The organism is Streptomyces noursei (assembly GCF_016917755.1).
In the GTDB taxonomy this organism is placed as follows: Bacteria; Actinomycetota; Actinomycetes; order Streptomycetales; family Streptomycetaceae; genus Streptomyces; species Streptomyces yunnanensis.
The window spans coordinates 8,467,890-8,486,764 of record NZ_CP070326.1; the positions used below are offsets into that span (position 1 = coordinate 8,467,890).

Annotated in this window: 18 protein-coding genes and 4 pseudogenes; 13 read left to right on the forward strand and 9 right to left on the reverse strand. The window is 71.9% G+C overall.

Features of this window, described 5'->3' with window-relative positions; all coding sequences use genetic code 11:
* Positions 1-2: 2 nt before the first annotated feature.
* The 5 genes from JNO44_RS36730 (at position 3) to JNO44_RS36750 (ending at position 4,427) form a co-directional block, all read left to right on the forward strand.
* A complete protein-coding gene (locus JNO44_RS36730; protein WP_205368368.1) occupies positions 3-770 on the forward strand; it encodes an enoyl-CoA hydratase family protein in 768 nt (255 codons plus the stop codon).
* Positions 767-1,606 (forward strand): CoA transferase subunit A, encoded by an 840-nt coding sequence (locus tag JNO44_RS36735; protein WP_205368369.1) that lies wholly within the window; start codon positions 767-769, stop codon positions 1,604-1,606. The genes JNO44_RS36730 and JNO44_RS36735 overlap by 4 nt, the downstream gene beginning before the upstream one ends.
* Positions 1,603-2,331 (forward strand): CoA-transferase subunit beta, encoded by a 729-nt coding sequence (locus JNO44_RS36740; protein WP_205368370.1) that lies wholly within the window; start codon positions 1,603-1,605, stop codon positions 2,329-2,331. The genes JNO44_RS36735 and JNO44_RS36740 overlap by 4 nt, the downstream gene beginning before the upstream one ends.
* A 56-nt stretch (positions 2,332-2,387) precedes the next feature.
* Complete coding sequence (locus JNO44_RS36745) at positions 2,388-3,431, forward strand: NAD(P)H-dependent flavin oxidoreductase (RefSeq protein ID WP_205371177.1); 1,044 nt, start codon at positions 2,388-2,390, stop codon at positions 3,429-3,431.
* A 69-nt stretch (positions 3,432-3,500) separates the two neighbouring features.
* Positions 3,501-4,427 (forward strand): tyrosine-protein phosphatase, encoded by a 927-nt coding sequence (locus tag JNO44_RS36750; RefSeq protein ID WP_240167832.1) that lies wholly within the window; start codon positions 3,501-3,503, stop codon positions 4,425-4,427.
* A gap of 36 nt (positions 4,428-4,463) precedes the next feature.
* Here the strand turns inward: JNO44_RS36750 and JNO44_RS36755 are convergent.
* From JNO44_RS36755 to JNO44_RS36765, 3 genes and pseudogenes are all read right to left on the reverse strand, one after another.
* Positions 4,464-4,868 (reverse strand): annotated as a pseudogene (locus tag JNO44_RS36755) (ATP-binding cassette domain-containing protein); the annotation flags it as partial.
* Between the two features lie 539 nt (positions 4,869-5,407).
* A complete protein-coding gene (locus tag JNO44_RS36760) occupies positions 5,408-6,037 on the reverse strand; it encodes a transposase (RefSeq protein ID WP_205360203.1) in 630 nt (209 codons plus the stop codon).
* The gene (locus tag JNO44_RS36765; RefSeq protein ID WP_205360206.1) at positions 6,001-6,519 is read right to left on the reverse strand and encodes a helix-turn-helix domain-containing protein; all 519 of its coding nucleotides are present in this window, start codon (positions 6,517-6,519) and stop codon (positions 6,001-6,003) included. Before JNO44_RS36765 ends, JNO44_RS36760 begins: the two co-directional genes overlap by 37 nt.
* Before the next feature lie 449 nt (positions 6,520-6,968).
* On the opposite strand from JNO44_RS36765, the pseudogene JNO44_RS36770 reads away from it, so the two are divergent.
* Together JNO44_RS36770 and JNO44_RS36775 are read left to right on the forward strand one after the other, a co-directional pair.
* Positions 6,969-7,178 (forward strand): annotated as a pseudogene (locus JNO44_RS36770) (NUDIX hydrolase); the annotation flags it as partial.
* A gap of 81 nt (positions 7,179-7,259) precedes the next feature.
* Complete coding sequence (locus JNO44_RS36775) at positions 7,260-8,207, forward strand: threonine/serine dehydratase (protein ID WP_205368371.1); 948 nt, start codon at positions 7,260-7,262, stop codon at positions 8,205-8,207.
* A 271-nt stretch (positions 8,208-8,478) separates the two neighbouring features.
* Here the strand turns inward: JNO44_RS36775 and JNO44_RS36780 are convergent, their stop codons facing one another.
* The 5 genes and pseudogenes from JNO44_RS36780 to JNO44_RS44905 form a co-directional block, all read right to left on the reverse strand.
* Complete coding sequence (locus tag JNO44_RS36780; protein ID WP_205368372.1) at positions 8,479-8,778, reverse strand: hypothetical protein; 300 nt, start codon at positions 8,776-8,778, stop codon at positions 8,479-8,481.
* 281 nt (positions 8,779-9,059) lie between these two features.
* Positions 9,060-10,217, reverse strand: coding sequence for an acetyl-CoA C-acetyltransferase (locus tag JNO44_RS36785; protein WP_205368373.1), 1,158 nt, complete (start codon positions 10,215-10,217; stop codon positions 9,060-9,062).
* 36 nt (positions 10,218-10,253) lie between these two features.
* Positions 10,254-10,838: a TetR/AcrR family transcriptional regulator gene (locus tag JNO44_RS36790; RefSeq protein WP_205368374.1), complete on the reverse strand. Its 585-nt coding sequence runs from the start codon at positions 10,836-10,838 to the stop codon at positions 10,254-10,256.
* Positions 10,831-11,613, reverse strand: a complete 783-nt coding sequence (locus tag JNO44_RS36795; protein WP_205368375.1) for an SDR family oxidoreductase — start codon at positions 11,611-11,613, stop codon at positions 10,831-10,833. Before JNO44_RS36795 ends, JNO44_RS36790 begins: the two co-directional genes overlap by 8 nt.
* Positions 11,610-12,133, reverse strand: a pseudogene (locus JNO44_RS44905) (acyl-CoA dehydrogenase family protein). The gene JNO44_RS36795 and the pseudogene JNO44_RS44905 overlap by 4 nt, the downstream one beginning before the upstream one ends.
* 102 nt (positions 12,134-12,235) lie before the next feature.
* Between JNO44_RS44905 and JNO44_RS36805 the strand changes: the two are divergent.
* The 3 genes from JNO44_RS36805 to JNO44_RS36815 all read left to right on the forward strand — a co-directional run bounded on the left by JNO44_RS36805 (position 12,236) and on the right by JNO44_RS36815 (position 15,436).
* Positions 12,236-13,087: an enoyl-CoA hydratase gene (locus JNO44_RS36805; protein WP_205368376.1), complete on the forward strand. Its 852-nt coding sequence runs from the start codon at positions 12,236-12,238 to the stop codon at positions 13,085-13,087.
* Complete coding sequence (locus tag JNO44_RS36810) at positions 13,087-14,295, forward strand: acyl-CoA dehydrogenase family protein (protein WP_205368377.1); 1,209 nt, start codon at positions 13,087-13,089, stop codon at positions 14,293-14,295. The genes JNO44_RS36805 and JNO44_RS36810 overlap by 1 nt, the downstream gene beginning before the upstream one ends.
* A 157-nt stretch (positions 14,296-14,452) precedes the next feature.
* Positions 14,453-15,436 carry an acyl-CoA dehydrogenase family protein gene (locus JNO44_RS36815; protein WP_205368378.1) on the forward strand — a complete coding sequence of 328 codons (984 nt, stop codon included), beginning with the start codon at positions 14,453-14,455 and terminating at the stop codon, positions 15,434-15,436.
* A 273-nt stretch (positions 15,437-15,709) separates the two neighbouring features.
* Here the strand turns inward: JNO44_RS36815 and JNO44_RS36820 are convergent, their stop codons facing one another.
* Positions 15,710-16,366, reverse strand: a complete 657-nt coding sequence (locus tag JNO44_RS36820; RefSeq protein ID WP_205368379.1) for a PadR family transcriptional regulator — start codon at positions 16,364-16,366, stop codon at positions 15,710-15,712.
* 180 nt (positions 16,367-16,546) lie between these two features.
* Between JNO44_RS36820 and JNO44_RS36825 the strand changes: the two genes are divergently transcribed.
* The 3 genes and pseudogenes from JNO44_RS36825 to JNO44_RS44655 all read left to right on the forward strand — a co-directional run.
* Positions 16,547-17,674: an LLM class flavin-dependent oxidoreductase gene (locus JNO44_RS36825; RefSeq protein WP_205368380.1), complete on the forward strand. Its 1,128-nt coding sequence runs from the start codon at positions 16,547-16,549 to the stop codon at positions 17,672-17,674.
* Positions 17,671-18,426, forward strand: a complete 756-nt coding sequence (locus JNO44_RS36830) for a glucose 1-dehydrogenase (protein ID WP_205368381.1) — start codon at positions 17,671-17,673, stop codon at positions 18,424-18,426. Before JNO44_RS36825 ends, JNO44_RS36830 begins: the two co-directional genes overlap by 4 nt.
* Positions 18,423-18,854, forward strand: a pseudogene (locus JNO44_RS44655) (alpha/beta hydrolase); the annotation flags it as partial. The gene JNO44_RS36830 and the pseudogene JNO44_RS44655, both read left to right, overlap by 4 nt.
* Positions 18,855-18,875 lie beyond the last annotated feature (21 nt).

An 18,875-nucleotide genomic window follows, 5' to 3' on the forward strand; every position in this document is an offset into this window, starting at 1 on the left:
TCATGGGTGTCTCCACCTCCGCACCCGACCGCGGCGTCGCGGTCGTCACCGTGGACTTCCCCCCGGTCAACGCCCTCCCCGTACAGGGCTGGTACGACCTCGCCGACGCCATACGGGCCGCGGGCCGCGACCCCGACGTCCGCTGTGTGGTGCTCACCGCCGCGGGCCGCGGATTCAACGCCGGCGTCGACATCAAGGAGATGCAGCGGGACACCGCAGCCGGCGGCCACCGGGCACTGATCGGCGCCAACCGCGGCTGCGCCGAGGCGTTCGCCGCGGTCTACGAGTGCGAGGTGCCGGTGGTCGCCGCCGTGCACGGCTTCTGTCTGGGCGGCGGGATCGGCCTGGTGGGCAACGCCGACGCGATCGTGGCCAGCGACGACGCCACCTTCGGCCTGCCGGAGCTGGACCGGGGCGCGCTCGGCGCCGCCACCCACCTCGCCCGGCTGGTCCCCCAGCACCTGATGCGGGCGCTGTACTACACCTCGCGGACCGCCACCGCGCGGGAACTGCATGCGCACGGCTCGGTCTGGCAGGTCGTACCGCGTGACGAACTGGCCGATGCGGCACAGGAGTTGGCACGGGAGATCGCCCGCAAGGACGGCTACCTCCTCCGGCTCGCCAAGGCCGCCATCAACGGCATCGACCCGGTCGACGTGCGCCGCAGCTACCGCTTCGAGCAGGGCTTCACCTTCGAGGCCAACCTCAGCGGGGTGGCGGACCGGGTACGCGACACCTTCGGCACGGAGAACGAGGAGGTCCGGGCGTGACCGACAAGACCATGACCCCCGAGGACGTCGTCGCGCGGCTGCGCAGCGGGATGACCCTGGGCATCGGCGGCTGGGGCTCCCGCCGCAAACCGATGGCGCTGGTGCGGGCGCTGCTCCGCTCCGACGTCACCGACCTGACCGTGGTCTCCTACGGCGGACCGGACGTGGGGCTGCTGGCCGCCGCCGGGAAGATCCGCAGGCTGGTCACCGCGTTCGTCACCCTCGACTCGATCCCCCTGGAGCCGCACTTCCGGGCGGCCCGCCAGGAGGGCTCGTTCGAGTTGAGCGAGGTCGACGAGGCCATGTTCATGTGGGGGTTGCAGGCCGCCGCCAACCGGCTGCCGTTCCTTCCCGTCCGGGCCGGGCTCGGCTCGGACGTGATGCGGGTCAACCCCGAGCTGAAGACGGTCACCTCGCCGTACGAGGACGGGGAGACCTTCGTCGCGATGCCGGCGCTGCGGATGGACGCCGCGCTGGCCCACGTCAACCGCGCCGACCGGCTCGGCAACGGCCAGTACCTGGGACCCGACCCGTACTTCGACGACCTGTTCTGCGAGGCGGCGGACAGCGCGTACGTCTCGTGCGAGGAACTGGTGGCCGACTTCGGCACCGCCGCCCCGCAGTCCCTGCTCATCAAGCGCCATGCGGTCACCGGCGTCGTGGCGACGCCGCACGGCGCGCACTTCACCTCCTGCGTCCCGGACTACGACCGCGACGAGGCGTTCCAGAAGCTCTACGCGACCACGCCCTGGCCGGAGTTCGCCGCGCGGTTCCTGCACGGGGACGAGAAGAGCTACCAGTCGGCCGTCCAGACCTGGCACGAGGAGAGCGCATGACCAGTCGCGCCGAATACTGCGTGCTCGCCTGCGCCGACGCCTGGCGCGACAACGGCGAGGTGCTCGCCAGCCCGATGGGCACCGTGCCCGCCATCGGCGCCCGGCTCGCCAAGCGCACCTTCTCCCCCGACCTGCTGCTCACCGACGGCGAGGCGCTGCTGGTCGGCCTCGACGGGCGGGCCGAGGGCTGGCTGCCCTACCGCCAGCACCTGGCCATGGTCACCGGCGGCAGGCGGCACGTGATGATGGGCGCCAGTCAGCTCGACCGGTTCGGCAACCAGAACATCTCCTGCATCGGTGACTGGCAGCGACCCGCCCGACAGCTCCTCGGCGTCCGCGGTGCTCCGGTCAACACCCTGAACAATCCGACGAGTTACTGGGTCCCCAAGCACTCCCGGCGGGTCTTCGTCGAGAAGGTCGACATGGTCTGCGGCGTCGGTTACGACAGCGCGGCCGCCGCCGGACCCTCCGCCACCCGCTACCACCGCATCCCGCGGGTGGTCAGCGACCTCGGCGTCTTCGACTTCGCCACCCCGGACCACACCATGCGGCTGGTCTCGCTGCACCCGGGCGTCACCGCCGAGGAGGTGCAGGACGCCACCGGTTTCCCGCTGGCGCGCGCCGACGAGGTCCCCTGCACCCGTGAACCCACCGCCGAGGAACTGCGGTTGATCCGCGAGGTGATCGATCCGCAGGGGCTCCGGGACCGCGAGGTGCCGGCATGAGCGCCGACGCCGCGTCGGCCACCGGCCGCCCCCCGGCCGTCGAGGAACCCCCGGTCATCGCCACTGCGCTGACCGAGCTGACCGGGGTGCGGCATCCGCTCGTGCAGACCGGCATGGGCTGGGTGGCCGGCCCCCGCCTGGTGTCCGCCGCGGCCAACGCCGGCGCGCTGGGCATCCTGGCCTCCGCCACCATGAACCCGGACCAGTTGCGGTCGGCGGTCCGCGAGGTCAGATCCCGTACGGACCGGCCGTTCGGGGTCAATCTGCGGGCCGACGCCGGCGACGCGGCCGAGCGCGTGCGGATCATCGTGGACGAGGGCGTACGGGTCGCCTCCTTCGCGCTGGCGCCCTCGCGGGAGCTGATCGCCCGGCTCAAGGACGCCGGGGTGGTGGTCATCCCGTCCATCGGGGCCCGCCGGCACGCCGAGAAGGTCGCGGCCTGGGGCGCCGACGCGGTCGTCGTCCAGGGCGGCGAGGGCGGCGGCCACACCGGGAGCGTCGCCACCACCGTGCTGCTCCCCCAGGTCGTGGACGCGGTGGACATCCCGGTGATCGCCGCGGGCGGCTTCTTCGACGGCCGCGGCCTGGTCGCCGCGCTCGCCTACGGGGCCGCCGGGATCGCCATGGGCACCCGCTTCCTGCTGACCTCGGACAGCACCGTGCCGGCGGCCGTCCAGGACCACTACCTGGCGGCGGGGGTCACCGACGTCACCGTGACCACCAGGGTGGACGGGCTGCCGCACCGGATGCTGCGCAGCGAGCTGGTCCGGGCGCTGGAGCGGTCCGGGCGGACGTCGGCGCTGCTCACGGCGGTGCGGCACGCCGCATCGTTCCGCAAGCTGTCCGGCCTGAGTTGGGCCCAGATGGTCCGTGACGGTCTGGCGATGAAGCACGGCAGGGACTTGACGTGGAGTCAGGTCCTGTTGGCGGCCAACACCCCGATGCTGCTGAAGGCGTCGATGGTGGACGGCCGCACCGACCTCGGCGTGATGGCCTCCGGGCAGGTCGCCGGGGTGATCGCGGATCTTCCGTCGTGCGCCGAACTGGTCGACCGGATCATGGCCGAGGCGCACCGGACGCTGGCGGGCCTGCCCCGCTGACCCCGCCCCGGGTGCGGACCGGCACCGGACCGCACCCGGGTCCCTCCCCTCCCCCTCAGGAGCTGCCGCGTGTTCCCCTCCCGACGACGCGTCACCACCCTGCTCTTCGGCTCCGCGCTCACCCTCGGCGGGCTGACCGCCGGCGGCTGCGGAGCCCCCGCCGACGCCGCCATCGCGCCGCCCGCCCGGCGGAGCGCCCCACCACCCGACCGCCGCGTCCCGCTGCACGGCGCGGTCAACTGCCGTGATCTGGGCGGCTATCGCGCCGAGGACGGCCGGCAGCTGCGCTCCGGCCGGCTGTTCCGCTCCGACGCGCTCGCCAAGCTGACCCCGGAGGACGTCACCGCGCTGGGCCGCCTCGGACTGACCACCGTCATCGACATGCGGGTGGCCTCGGAGATCTCGTTCGACGGCGCGGACCGGTTGCCGACCGGCCTGGCGGTGACGTCGCTGCCGGTTGACGACACCGGGCTGTTCGCCGCCATGCAGGCGGCCATCGCCACCAGGGACCCGGTCGAGCAGCAGCGCCGGCTGGGCGACGGCAAGGCGGAGGCCCTGATGCGCGCCATGTACCCGACGTTCGTCACCAACGCCGCCGACCGCGCTGCCTTCGGCGCCCTGCTCACCCGGATCGCCGACGGAGACCGGTTGCCGCTGCTGTACCACTGCACCTCGGGCAAGGACCGCACCGGCTGGCTGAGCTACCTCCTGCTGCGCCTGCTCGGCGTCCCGCACGCCACCGCCCTGCGGGACTACCTGCTCTCCAACACCCTGCGCCGCGACGCCGACGCCGCGGTCCGCGCGCAGCTCAAACAGGCCGGGCTGATGCAGAACCCGGACCTGCTGATCCCTCTCCAGGAGGTGCGCACCGGCTATCTGGCGGCCGGGCTCGACCGGCTGCAACGGGACTACGGCGGCATCCCCCGCTACCTCAGCGCCGGACTCGGCGTGGACGCCCGCACGACGGCCCGGATCCGCGCGCAGCTGCTGCACTGATCCGGGCCCGGGCGCCGGGCCCCTGGCCCGCCGGTCGGCGGCATCAGCAAGGTGGAACCGCTCCAGCAGTTGTTCCACCACGCTCTCCGCCTGGCGCCGGTCGAGGTGGCCGAGTCCGGCCATCAGCCGCTGATTTTCCCGCCCGGTCAGTAACTCGTCCACGGCGGAGAACTGCCCGGTCACTCCGATCGACGCACGTACCTGGTCGGCCTCGCGGCGTATGTCGTACCCGGCGACCTGAGCCTGACCGGCGTCCGCGGGGAGGAACGTGGACAGGATCCGGACTGTGGTGGTCTTGCCGGCCCCGTTGGGTCCGAGCAGGGCGTAGACGGTGCCTGCCGGGACGGTCGGGTCGACTCCGGCGACTACCTCGTGGTCGCCGGAGGACTTGCGTAGCCCGGCGACCTCGATCCCACTGCTTCTCGTAGTCATGCCCACCATGCTGAGAGGCTGTCGCTGCGTCAGGGCCAACTGTCGCGGCTACGCGGCCTCGCAGACTCGGGACGTCGGCCGCTGCCTCACACCGGCCACGGTCAGCCGTGATGTGAGCACGGAGGGTCCAGCCCACGCGCGTAGGGCGTGATCCAGCGGTCAGCTCAGTTCGTCGGCTCCCAGTTCGCGTCGCATCGCTGTGCGGAGCTTCGTGAGGGCGGCTTCGTATTTTCCTCTCCCGCCGGTGTAGCACTCGTCGCCGGGGAGCGTGCCTTGGGCTGCGAAGTCGCGGACGTCGCGCAGCCGCCGAAACGCGTCTTCCGATGCTGTGACCGAGGGTCGCGATGACCGCTCCCACGATCGCACTTGCTAGCGTCCACCACTGCATGCCGGGACGCTGAGCGACGTCCCGACGGGTGCGGTAGGGCGCAGCCGGTCGGAGATGTTGCGGTGGCATGGGGTCGCCGGCGACCCGGCAGTGCAGGGCGGACTCTGCGTCCCCCCCCCAGGCTCCGCGAGCCGCCGACCTCGACCTGTTCTGGTCGCGGCTAAGCGGTCTTGAGCAAGTCTTCTGTGGTTGGTGTCAGTGCTGTTGCCCGTCGGGTCATTGCCTGGTCGACGGCGGTGTGTAGTGCGGTGGTGCTGGTGTAGGCACGGACGGGCATGTCCTGGTACTTCACTGAGCGCCATATGCGCTCGATGAGGTTCAGCTCCGGCGATCGCGGTGGGAGGTAGAACAGGTGGACGCCGATGGCCTCCAGTTCTTCACGCCGTCCCTTGAAGAGTCTGGCGTGGTGGATCTGGGCGTTGTCCATGACGATCGTGCACGGTCTGACCCGCCGCCAACCAGGCGGCGGGTCAGTGAGACTGTCCGTTCCTTTGGGCAGGCGTGCGATGTGCGTGCAGACGAAGTCGAGAACCATCGAAGCGTCAATTTTGTGGTCGACGGCCCTCCACACCAGTTCGGGGCCTGGCCCGCTCTCGCTCAGTGCTCCCAGGACGTTGACCCGCCGGTTCTTGGTGTCCTCCCGCTTGACGACAGCGCGGACACCGGTGCGGGCCCAGGTGAAACCGGTGGGCAGGGTCGGAGAGAACCCGGACTCGTCCAGGTAGTACAGATCCTCGGTACCGGCTTCGGCCCTCAGCCGTACAGCCGTAGGCCCTCCAGCCGCTCCCACGCGGCGGCCTGGAGGGCCGGGCCGGCCTTGTGCCGCAGACTGTCGCGGGTACGTTTCCAGCGGAAACCGTCCCGGTGCAGCAGCACCGACAGCCAGGAAGAATCGACATTTACCCCACGCTCTCGGCGCAGCCACTCCGCCAAAGCGGGCAGCGTCCACGTGGTCCCCTCAGCCGCCGCGGTATCCAGCATCGCCTCCAGCGCGTCCAGGTCCTCGCGCGTCCACCGTGGCGGCCGGCCCGACCGGGGCGCGTCGGCCAGGGCCTCGAAACTTCCGTCAAGGAACCGGCGCAGAGCTTTGCGCACGGTGACCACATGCCGGTCGACAATGGACGCGATCTCGGGAGCGTTGCGGCCCTGGGCCGACAGCCGCACGCATTCCAACCGCACCCGCTCATTCACCGGCAAGTCCCGAGCCCTCAACCGCCGCCCCAACTCCGCCTCATCCTCCGACGAGAGCTCCACCCACAACGGTCCTGCCATTCCAAACCCCCCTCCTGGTATGGCACATACCCAAACAGCACCACACTTCACCAAGACCGCTTAGCTCGGCGGCGCGCAGCGAGTTGGCCCGCCTTCCCGGACGGGGTGACAGTCCCGTTGCCCCCGGGTGTTGCCATTGCCGGGCAAGTGCGGGAGTCGACCGCGTGTTGGCTCCTCGAAGGGGGACGGTGGTGGCGGGTCGGCTCCACCCGACCCGGGGGCGCTGGCGGCACTTGATGGTGTTGGCTGTCGTCACGTGAGGGTTCTTTATGCTGGGGGGATGATCGTCCGCTGCAACCAGATCATCAGTCCCGTGACCGCGAAGTAGACAATGACCATCCGGGACAGAGCTGACGTTCGTTGCGGGCCAACGGCTATCGTCACCCGCCACGCCGAAGCACCGTCATCGGGTTCTCGGCATGGGCGAGTTGCTCGATGCGCGCGGGTTTGGCGAGCGGGTGCACCCGTAGACGGGCCGGCTGATGTCGTACACGACGTGCGCCCCGATCTCTGGCGAAGCCCACACCGCGGACACCGAGGAGCTGGCCGAGGTCGCGTGGGTCGCCCATGGGGAGATCCCCGAGTACGTGCCCTGCAGACTGTTCGAGCCGGTGCAGGGGTACCTCGACGCAGAGCTGCAGCCGGACCCCGGGGAGTGACACATCGCCTTCGCGTTCTTCCTGGGGCTGACGACAACGGGCCAGCTCATCGCCTGGTCCTGAACCTGTAAGGAGTAGATCGTGACCGCTCTCACCTTCGGTGATGTGAAGCAGGCTGCTGACCGTATCGCTGGGCGTGTGCGTCCGGTGTCGGTGGCGCCTGTCGATCCTGGGGCCCTCGGTCCGGAGTCGTGTCGGGTGTGGCTGGCGCTGGAGTTCATGCAGCACACGGGCAGTTTCAAGGCTCGGGGCGCGGTGAATTTCCTGCTGGCTCATCGGGAGGCTGGGACGTTGCCGGAGGTGGGAGTGACGCTCGCGTCTGGCGGGAACGCCGGCCTGGCGTGTGCGTGGGCTGCGCAGCAGCACAGCGTGCACGCCACGGTGTTCCTGCCGGAGACGGCCCCGTCGGTGAAGGTGGAGCGGCTGCGGGGGTACGGGGCGGATGTCCGGCTCGTCGGCGCCGAGTACGCCGAGGCGGCTGCCGCCTGCGCCGAGTTCGCGGCGTCTACGGGGGCTCTGGCCTCGCATGCCTATGACCATCCGTTGATCGCTGCTGGTGCGGGGACGCTGCTGGAGGAGGTCCGGCAGCAGGTGGCCGACTTGGACACGGTGGTCGTCGCGGTCGGCGGTGGGGGCTTGTTCTCCGGTGTCGCTGCGGCGGCCGAAGCGCATGGCGTCCGAGTGGTCGCGGTGGAGCCCGAGAATTGCCGGGCGCTGAATGCAGCCGTCGAGGCTGGCCAGGTCGTCGATGTGCCTGTTGAGTCGATCGCTGCGGATTCGCTTGGTGCGCGCCGTGTGTCGGAGATGGCTTTGCATGCTGCTCGGCGAGGCGATGTTCGCTCGGTTCTGGTGGAGGATGATGCGGTCGTGCGTGCTCGGCGGGCGCTGTGGGATCACCGGCGGCTGGTCGTGGAGCACGGGGCGGCGACGGCGTTGTCGGCCTTGACGAGCGGTGTCTATGTACCCGGCGAGGGCGAACGGGTTGCGGTGGTGCTGTGTGGGGCGAACACCAGCACTGCTGATCTCTAGCGGCCGGAGGACGTCCTCGGCCGGGCGGCTGCGGCTGCCCGGCATCCGGGCCCCTGGGAGAAACCCATATAACTGATGCCGGTGTGCTTCTTGTTGACCGATAAGCGTTCGTCGGTCAGGCCAGCTCGGACGTCGGTTTCAGGCACGACCAACCAGATCGGGGTTCCATCCCTCAGGGCCACCCGGTGCATGGGCCCTGCAACCCGCAGACGGGCACACAGCGGACCGTGGTGAGTGCGGCCCAGGAGAGCTCACCACGGCCCAACACTCGTCAGACCGGGTTACCGGTTCGCGGCGACCGCAGCGCGGCGAGGCCGACAGAGGCAGGCAGCAGTGAGCTGCCGCCGATGACGAAGGACAGCGGGGGCGCCGCGTGGTACAGCGGCAGCAGGGCGATCGGGGCCATCGCCGCGCCGCCGAACCGGCAGCCGGAGACCGCTGAGAGCGCGCCGCCCCGGTTGTCGGGCACCTCGCGGACGGTGAGGTTCTGCAGGCACGCGTCGAGCATCGAGTAGGCGATCTCGGACCGGGCTGCGCGGCGCCGGGCCTGCCGTCGGTGGTGCTCCCGCACCCTCGAAGGCCGGGCGGATCCGCTTCACCGACGTCAGCCACGTCCCTGGGTGGGGAACAAGGGCAGGTCCGGGGTACGGAGCCGATCGGCGGTGGGGAAATGCAGGAATCCTCATCAGGTCTTCAAGGTGCTGCAGACACGGGGGGGGACAGGGAACATGGTCGGTAGGGCGAGTGGGCCAGCGACGCCTCATGGGACAGACACTGTCTCCCAGTTGCCTCCCATCCGAGGGATTGAACGGGGCGAAAAACAAGGTCAGTTGGGGTGGCAACGGATCACTGTCAGAGGCGTTCGATGATCGTGACGTTGGCCTGGCCGCCGCCCTCGCACATGGTCTGCAGGCCGAACCGCCCGCCGGTGCGCTCCAGTTCGTTCAGCAGTGTGGTCATCAGCCGGACGCCGGTCGCACCCAGCGGGTGCCCCAGGGCGATGGCACCGCCGTTGACGTTGACCCGCTCCGGATCGGCGCCGGTCTCCTTCAGCCAGGCCAGCACCACCGGCGCGAACGCCTCGTTGATCTCGACCAGGTCGATGTCGTCGATCGTCATCCCGGCCTTCTTCAGCGCGTGCGCGGTGGCGGGGATCGGCGCGGACAACATCCGGATGGGGTCCTCGCCGCGGACCGAGAGGTGGTGGATCCGGGCGCGCGGCGTCAGGCCGTGCTCGGCCACCGCCCGCTCGGAGGCCAGCAGCATCGCCGCCGCCCCGTCGGAGACCTGCGAGGAGACCGCGGCGGTCAGCCGACCGCCCTCCACCACCGGCGCCAGCGCGGCCATCTTCTCCAGCGAGGTGTTCCGCCGCGGCCCCTCGTCCGCGGTGACATCCCCGTAGGCGACGATCTCCCGGTCGAAGCGGCCCTCGTCGATGGCCCGGACCGCCCGCCGGTGGGAGCGGAGCGCGAACTCCTCCATGTCCCGGCGGGAGATGTCCCACTTGGTGGCGATCAACTCGGCGCCGTGGAACTGGTTGACCGGCTGGTCACCGTAGCGGGCCCGCCAGCCCACGGAACCGGCGAAGGGGCCCTGGGTGAGCCCCAGGGGCTCGGCGGCCTGGCGGCTGGCGAAGGCGATCGGGATCTGCGACATGTTCTGCACCCCGCCCGCCACGACCAGGTCCTGGGTGCCGGAGAGCACCCCCTGTGCGGCGAAGTGCACGGCCTGTTGCGAGGACCCGCACTGCCGGTCGACGGTGACGCCGGGCACCTCCTCCGGCAGCCCGGCGGCCAGCCAGCAGGTCCGGGCGACGTCCCCGGCCTGCGGCCCGACCGTGTCGAGGCAGCCGAAGACGACGTCCTCCACCGCCGCCGGATCGATCCCGGTGCGCTGCATCAGCGCGGTCAGCACATGTGCGCCGAGGTCGGCCGGATGGACGGCGGACAGCCCGCCGCCCTTCTTCCCCACCGGGGTGCGGACGGCATCGACGAGGTACGCCTCGGACATGGTGAACTCCTTGGTCAGATTCTGCGGATATACCTGTCAGTCCCGCAAGGCGATGCCGTCCAGGACCATCGAGAGGTACTGGCGGGCGATCTCCTCGGGGCCGTGGCGTGCGCCCGGCCGGTACCAGGAGGCGGCGACCCAGACGGTGTCGCGCAGGAAGCGGTAGGCCAGCCGGATGTCGAGGTCGGCGCGGAAGGTCCCGTCGGCCACGCCGCGCTCCAGCGTGCCGAGCCAGGCACCCGCGAACCGGAGCCGGGCGTCGGCGAGGTAGCCGAAGCGCGGATGCCGGTCGGCCAGGTGCCGGGCCTCCTTCTGGTAGATCGCCACCGCCGCGCGGTGCCGGTCGATCTCCCTGAAGGACTCGGTGACCAGCGCCTCGATGGTCTCCCGCGGCCCCAGGCCCGCCTCCAGCACCGCGTCGTAACCGGCCCACAGCTCGTCCAGGAAGGCGGTGAGGATCTCGTCGACCATCGATTCCTTGGAATCGAAGTGGTAGTAGAGGCTGCCCGCCAGCATCCCGGCCGCGTCCGCGATCTGCCGGACCGTGGTCGCGTTGTAGCCCTGCGCGGCGAACACCTCGGCGGCGGTGGCGAGGAGTTCGCCGCGCCGCTCCTCAGGCATGCTGCGAGCTGACCGAGACGGTCTCCCCGGTCATGTACGAGGCGTAGTCGCCGGCCAGGAAGACGATCACGTTGGCCACCTCCCAGGGCTCGGCGTAGCGGCCGAACGCCTCCTTCTCGGTCAGCTCGGCCAGCAGCTCAGGGGTGGTGACCTTCACCAGGTGCGGGTGCATGGCCAGGCTGGGCGAGACCGCGTTGACCCGCACGCCGTACTCAGCGGCCTCCATCGCGGCACAGCGGGTCAACGCCATCACCCCGGCCTTGGCGGCGGCGTAGTGGGCCTGGCCGCGCTGGGCGCGCCAGCCCACCACAGAGGCGTTGTTGACGATCACACCGCCCGCTCCGGACGCCTTCATCCGGCGCAGCGCGGCCCGGGTGCAGCGGAAGGTGCCGCCCAGCGTGACGTCGATGACCTTCGCCCACTGGTCGTCGGTCATCTCCACGAGGTCGGCGGTGCCGCCCAGCCCGGCGTTGTTGACCACGATGTCGAGCCGGCCGTGCCGCTCCTCGGCGAGTGCGTACAGCGCGGCCACCTGCGCCTCGTCGGTCACGTCGCAGGGCAACCCGGCGACCCGGTCGGCCCCGAACTCCTCGGCCAGCGCGGCCGCGCTGGCCGCCAGCCGCCGGGCGTGCGCGTCCCCGATGACGATCCGGGCGCCCTCCTCCAGGAACCGGCGGGCGGTGGCCCCGCCGATCCCCGCCCCGGCGGCGGCGGTGATCACGGCGGTCCGCCCCGTGAGCAGATCGTGACCGGCCACGTACGACGGCGCTGTCATGCCTTCGCCTCCTTCGGCAGGCCGAGCACCCGCTCGGCGCTGATGTTCCGCTGGATCTCGTTGGAGCCCGCGTAGCGGGTGTCGGCGCGGGAGAAGAGGAAGAGCCGCTGCCAGTCGTCGAGGTCGTAGGGCGCGCCGGCGGCGATCATGCCGCCCGCGCCGCAGACGTCCATGGCGAGTTCGCCCAGTTCGCGGTGCCAGGTCGCCCAGTAGATCTTCCCGATGGACGCCTCGGGGCCGGGGCGCCGGCGGCGACGCCCGCCAGCATCCGCGGGGCGTTGCAGCGGATGGTCTCCAGGCCGATCCAGGCCCGCGCCAGCCGGTCGCGGATCAGCGGGTCGTCCGCCACCCCGTTGCGCCGGGCCAGCTCCATCAGCGTTGCCAACTCCCTCCGGAATACGACCTGTTGGCCGAGGATGGAGACCCCTCGTTCGAATCCCAGGGTGGCCCTCGCGACCCGCCAGCCGTCGCCCGGCGCACCGACGACGTGCGGCGCGCGGCGAGGTTGGCCCGCAGCCAGCTGCGGATCTCGGTGCGGAACTCTCGACGGCGGTGGGGGCCTCGACGCTGCTCATGGCCGTACGTTAACCTACCAAACACTTGTTAGGGAAGGAGGTCGCCGATGACCGCCGGCGAGGAAACGCCCGTGGTGCGCTATGCCCGGCAAGGCCCGGTCGCCACCGTCACGATGAACCGCCCGGACTACCGCAACGCCCAGAACTCCGCAATGACCTACGCCCTGGACCGCGCCTTCTACCGCGCCGCGGACGACGACGAGGTCAAGGTCGTGGTGCTGGCCGGCGAGGGCCGGCACTTCTCCGCGGGACACGACATCGGCAGCCCCGGCCGGGACGCGCATCTCCCCTTCGACCGCAGGGCCGGCCTGTGGTGGGACCACTCGGACAAGACCGGAGCGGAGAGCCGCTACGCCCGCGAGTCCGAGGTCTACCTGGGGATGTGCCGCCGATGGCGGGAGCTGCCCAAACCGGTGATCGCCTCGGTCCAAGGGGCCTGCGTGGCGGGCGGGTTGATGCTCGCCTGGATCTGCGATCTGATCGTCGCCGCCGACGACGCCTTCTTCGCCGACCCGGTCGTGCGGATGGGCATCCCCGGCGTGGAGTACTTCGCCCACCCGTGGGTGATGCCGCCCCGGATCGCCAAGGAGTTCCTCTACACCGGCGACCGGATGCCGGCCCAGCGGGCCTACCAGTTGGGCATGGTCAACCGCGTCGTCCCTCGCGCCGAACTGGCTGACCGCACACGGGAGTTGGCGGAGCGCATCGCCGAGATGCCCCGCATGGGCCTGGCACTGACCAAGTGCGCGGTCAACCAGGCGGAGGACCTCCAGGGCCTGCACACCGGCCTGGACTCGGTCTTCGGCCTGCACCACCTCGCCCACGCCCACAACGCCGAGACCGCCCCGGACCCGCTCGGCGGCATGGACATCAAGAAGATGAAGGAGGCCGGTTCCTGATGGACCTGGACGCAAGCGACGCCGACGCCGCGTTCCGGGCCGAGGCCCGCGCCTGGCTCGCCGCGCACGTCCCTGCGACGCCGCTGCCGTCACTGGAGACCCGCGAGGGCTTCGCCGCACACCGCGACTGGGAACGCCGACTCGCCGCGGACCGCTGGTCGGTGGTCTCCTGGCCGGCCGAGTACGGCGGCCGGGACGCCTCCCTCTTCCAATGGCTGATCTTCGAGGAGGAGTACTACGCGGCGGGCGCCCCCGGCCGGGTGAGCCAGAACGGCATCAACCTCCTCGCCCCCACCCTCTTCGAGCACGGCACCCCGGAACAGCGCGCCCGCGTCCTCGGCCCGATGGCGACCGGTGAGGTCATCTGGGCCCAGGCATGGTCCGAGCCGGAGGCCGGCTCCGACCTCGCGTCGCTGCGCTCGACGGCGGTCCGCACCGACGGCGGCTGGCGCTTGCGCGGCCAGAAGACCTGGTCGTCCCGGGCCGCCTTCGCCGACCGCGCGTTCGGCCTGTTCCGCAGCGAACCCGGCACGCCGCGCCCGCACCAGGGCCTGACGTATCTGATGTTCCCGCTGGACGCCCCCGGGGTGACGGTGCGTCCGATCGGCCGGCTGGACGGCAAACCGGCCTTCGCCGAGCTCTTCCTCGACGAGGTCTTCGTCCCGGACGCGGACGTCATCGGTGAGCCCGGCCAGGGCTGGCGGGTGGCGATGAGCACCGCCGGCAACGAACGCGGGCTGACCCTGCGCAGCCCCGGCCGCTTCACCGCCGCCGCCGAGCGGCTCACCGCACTGTGGCGGGAGGCCGCCGACCCGACCGACACCGCACTGCGCGACCGGGTCGCCGACGCGGTGATCGGCGCCCGCGCCTACCAGCTGTTCACCTACGCCAACGCCTCCCGGCTCGCCGCCGGCGACGGGGACGCCCCCGGTCGAGCGCCGTCGAAAGTGGGGGACCTGGGCGCCGCATCCAGCCTCAACAAGGTCTTCTGGTCGGAGCTGGACATCGCCCTCCACGAGACCGCCCTGGACCTGCTCGGGCCCCACGGCACGCTCGCCGACGACGCCGACGAGGCGCCGGCACACGGCAGTTGGGCCGACGGCTACACCTTCTCCCTCGCCGGCCCCCTCTACGCCGGCACCAACGAGATCCAACGCAACATCATCGCCGAGCGGCTGCTCGGTCTGCCGAAGGAGGCCCGGGCATGACGGAACGCGGCACGGTCCGGCCGGGGGTCCGGGGGTTGCCCACCGGGACAGCACAGCGCCGAGCGGCTGCTCGGTCTGCCGAAGGAGGCCCGGGCATGAGTACCCGTACGCACCGGGGCGGCGCGCGCCGGCCCGGCCTGCCGGAAGGGTGCCGGTGATGCGGTTCCTGCTGACCGCTGAGCAGCGGGAGTTCGCCCGTACGCTGGACTCCCTGCTGGGTGCCGCCGGCACCCCGGCCGCCGTCCGCGCCTGGGCGGCCGGGGAGCACAAGCCCGGCCGTGACCTGTGGGCCCGGCTCGCCGGGACCGGGGTGTTCGCCCTCGCGGTCCCCGAGGAGCACGACGGCATGGGCCCGCTTCCCGTAGAACTCGCCGTCGCCTACGTTGAGTTGGGGCGCCACGCGGTACCGGGCCCGCTCGTGGAGACCGTCGCCGCTGCGGCCTTCCTGCACCGGCTGGGGGACCCCGACGCGGCGGCCGACTGGCTGCCGCGGATCGCCGCCGGTGACGCACTCGTCGGCCTGTGCGTCCAGGACGCCCCGTTCGCCCTGGACGCGGACGCCGCCGACACCGTCCTGGTCGTCCGGGACGACACGGTGTGCCACACCGAGACCCACGGCCCGGTCCAGCCCGCCCTCGACCCGGCCCGACGGCTCTCCCGCCCGCTGGGCGGCACTGTCCTCGCCCGCGGCCCGGCGGTCACCGCCGCCGCCCGCCACGCCACCGACCTGGCCCGGCTGCTCACCGCCGCCCAGGCCCTGGGCCTGGGCCGGGCCCTGCTGGACGGGACCGTCGACTATGTGAAGCAACGCACCCAGTTCGGGCGGCCGATCGGCTCCTTCCAGGCGGTCAAACACCGGCTGGCGGACACCCTGATCGGGCTGGAGTTCGCCCAGCCGCTGGTGCACGCCGCGGCCCTGGCGCTGGCCGCGGAGGACCCGTCGGCCGGCACTCAGGCCGCGGCGGCGAAGGCGGCGGCCGGCGAGGCGTGTTACGCCGCCGCCCGCACCGCCCTCCAACTGCACGGCGCGGTCGGCTACACGGACGCGCTGGACCTCTCCCTCTGGATCCGCAAGGCCCGCCCGCTACGGGACGCCTGGGGCACCCCGGCCGCCTGCCGGGCCCGAGTGCTGGCCGGCTAGCCCGGCGGACGCGGCGGACGACACCAAGGCCGCAGCCCCGAAACACATTCCCGGAACTCGCAGCAAAAGACCCTCACCCGGGAGGTCGCGTGCCCACCTACATCCCGCCCACCACTCCCCCGCCCCCACCACAAGGTTCGACGACGCCGCGATGCGGGACGCGCTCAGCCGCTTCTGCACCGGCGTGGCCGTGATCACCGCGGTCCAGCCCGGCGGCCGCCCCACAGGCACGGCCGTCCAGTCGTTCTCCTCGGTGCTCTACTTCCGGCGCACCTACGGGCGCTTGGGCCCCTCGTCGCCGGCACCGTCACCGGCACCGCCGGCGGCTTGGGTGGCCGCCATCTCGTCCAGGTCGGCCAGCATCGCGTCCGCCAGGTCGCGTTCGGAGGCGTAGTACCGCTCCGACCACTTCAGGGCGAGCGAGGGGTAGGCCCAGGCCGCGTCGGCGCGGGCGCCCGCGGCGTCCGCCTCGGCGCTCCGCCGCATGGTCTCGGCGTACTCCCGGTGCCGACCGAGCACCTCGCGCATCTGGTCGGCCTCCAGCAGGTGCCCCAACCACAGGCGCAGCATCACCCCGTGCTTGAGCACCGGCGGCTCCACCGGCGCCTCGCGCGCCCATCGCCGGACCGCCGCCATGCCCTCGTCGGTGATGACGTAGACCCGCTTGTCGCGGTTGCCGGTCTCCTGGGCGACCATCCGCGAGCTGACGTAACCCGCCGTCTCCAGGCGCTTGAGCTCGCCGTAGATCTGACTGAACGACGGGCTCCAGTAGAAGAAGCGCAGCGACCAGTCCGACCACTTCTTGAGGTCGTAACCGGACAACTCCTCGCCGAAGGACAGCAGTCCGAGCACCGCCCAGCTGGTCGCCGGCAGCGCCGGGCGCTCCGCGCCGTCCCCTGCCCGCGGTCCGCGCACCTTCTTCTCCGTCACGCTCCGCAGTCTACGGCCTGGGTCGCGTCCGCGAAGTCCCGCCCGCCGTCGTGCACCCGGCACGTCCCCGGACCCACGACGGGACATCGCCGATCCCCCTTCCCTATTACCACGTATACCTGCTAGACATATTCCTATTAGAAATAGCCTTCGCATCCTCCAGAACGAGGAGGCAGTTCCGTGAAGTTCTCGATGATCTTCGAGGCGCAGCTGGCCGACCCGACGCCCGAACGGGAGCGCCAGGTCATCCACGACTGCGTCGAACAGGCCGTCTACGCCGAGGAGATGGGCTTCGACCGCATCTGGGCGGTGGAGCACCACTCGCTCACCCAGTACGCGCACATGAGCGCCTCGGAGATCTTCCTCACCTGGGTCGCCGCCCGGACCTCCCGGATCCGGATCGGCCACGGCGTGGTCACCATGCCGTTCGGCTACCAGCACCCGGTGCGGGTCGCCGAACGGGCCGCGATGCTCGACGTGCTCTCCGGCGGCCGGGTGGACATCGGTGCCGGACGCGGCGCCACCAAGCAGGAGATGGCGATGTACGGGGTCCGCCCCGAGGACACCTACCCGCAGATGGAGGAGGCGCTGCGGATCTTCAGCAACGCCTGGCGGGAGCAGACCTTCGAGTGGCACGGCGCACTCGACATCGGCCCCGGCGCGATCCTCCCCCGCCCCGTGCAGGCCCCGCACCCGCCGCTGTTCATGGCCTGCTCCAAGCACGACACCCTCAAGCTCGCCGCCGAACTGGGCATCGGCGCCCTGGTGATGGGGTTCGCCGGCGCCGACGACGTGCGCGCGATGCGCAAGGTCTACGACGAGGCGATCGCCACCCGCGGCGGCGACCGCTTCGTCTCCACCGAGGCCAACGACCACTTCTCCGCGCTGTGCCCGACGGTCGTGCTGGACGACGGCCCGGCCGCGTACCGCATCGGCACCCGCGGCCAGCGGTTCTTCGCCGAGGCGATCGCCCACTGGTATGGCAACGGCCCGGCGCCCACCGTCCACGACGAGCACGACGACCACGTGGCGGCGCTGGCCCAGGACCGCGAGGAGCTGGTCGCCAAGCTGCACGAGGCCAACATCCCGGCCCGCCCGGTCGACACCGGCACCTACAACGCCCGGCACGCCTACGGCACCGCCCAGGACGCCATCGCCTACGCCGGACAGCTCCGGGGGATCGGGGTGGACGAGGTGATGTGCCTGATCCAGATGGGCACCGTGCCGCAGGAAGCCTGCCTGGAGACCATCCGGCACTGGGGCGAGACGGTCATCCCGCACTTCCGGGCCCTGGAGGGACGGGCATGAGCGCCGCCGACGGGGCACGGCTCGACGGCAAGGTCGCGGTGATCACCGGCGCCGGTCGCGGGCAGGGCGCGGCGGAGGCCCGGCTGTTCGTGGCGTCCGGCGCCCGGGTGGTGCTCGGCGACGTCCGTGAGGAGGAGGGCCGGGCGCTCGCCGCCGAACTGGGCGACGCGGCCCGGTTCGTCCGGCACGACGTCACCGACGCGGACGGCTGGCGGGCGGTGGTCGACACCGCGGTCACCGCCTTCGGCCGGCTGGACGTCCTGGTGAACAACGCCGCACTGTGGCGGACCGCGCCGGTCGACCAGGAGACCGAGGAGAACTTCGACCGGCTGTTGCGGGTCAATCTGCTCGGCCCGTTCCTGGGCATCCAGGCGGTGATCCCCGCGCTGCGCACGGCGGGCGGCGGCTCGGTCGTCAACATCTCCTCGACCGCCGGACTGCGCGGCATCCCCGGTCACTCGGCCTACGGGGCGAGCAAGTTCGGGCTGCGCGGGCTCACCAAGTCCGCCGCGCTCGATCTGGCCGGTGACCGGATCCGGGTCAACTCCGTCCACCCCGGCATGATCGACACCCCGATGGTGGCGGACGTCCTGGGCCCCGCCCCCGGCGAACAGGACTGGCCGCGGGTGCCGCTGCGCCGCGTTGGCCGCCCGGACGAGGTGGCCGAACTGGTCCGCTTCCTGGCGTCCGACGCGTCCGGCTACATCACCGGCGCCGAGTTCGCGGTGGACGGGGGGCTGACCACCCGATGACCGGCACCCCGCCCGGGCCGGCCGCCGGCGCCCCCGATCCCCTCTCCCCCCGGGCGCGGCTCATCGTGAACGCGCTGTCCGCGGACTTCCCGGACCCGGCGCGCGGCCCGCTGGACGCCGCCGCGCTGCGCCGCGCCTCCCGGGCCGCCCCGCCCGAGCCCGGCGACGACGGGGTCGCCTCGGCCGACCGCACCGTCCCCGGCCCGCCCGGCGCGCCCGCCCTCCCGGTCCGCGTCTACCGGCCGGACGGCCCCGCCGCCGGGCCCCGCCCGCTGATCGTCTTCTTCCACGGCGGCGGCTGGGTGCTCTGCGACCTGGACACCCACGACGGTCTGTGCCGCCAACTCGCCCGGCGCTGCGGAGCGGTGGTGGTCTCGGTGGATTACCGCCGGGCCCCCGAGGACCGCTTCCCGGCCGCCGCCGAGGACGCCTACGCGGCGACCGCATGG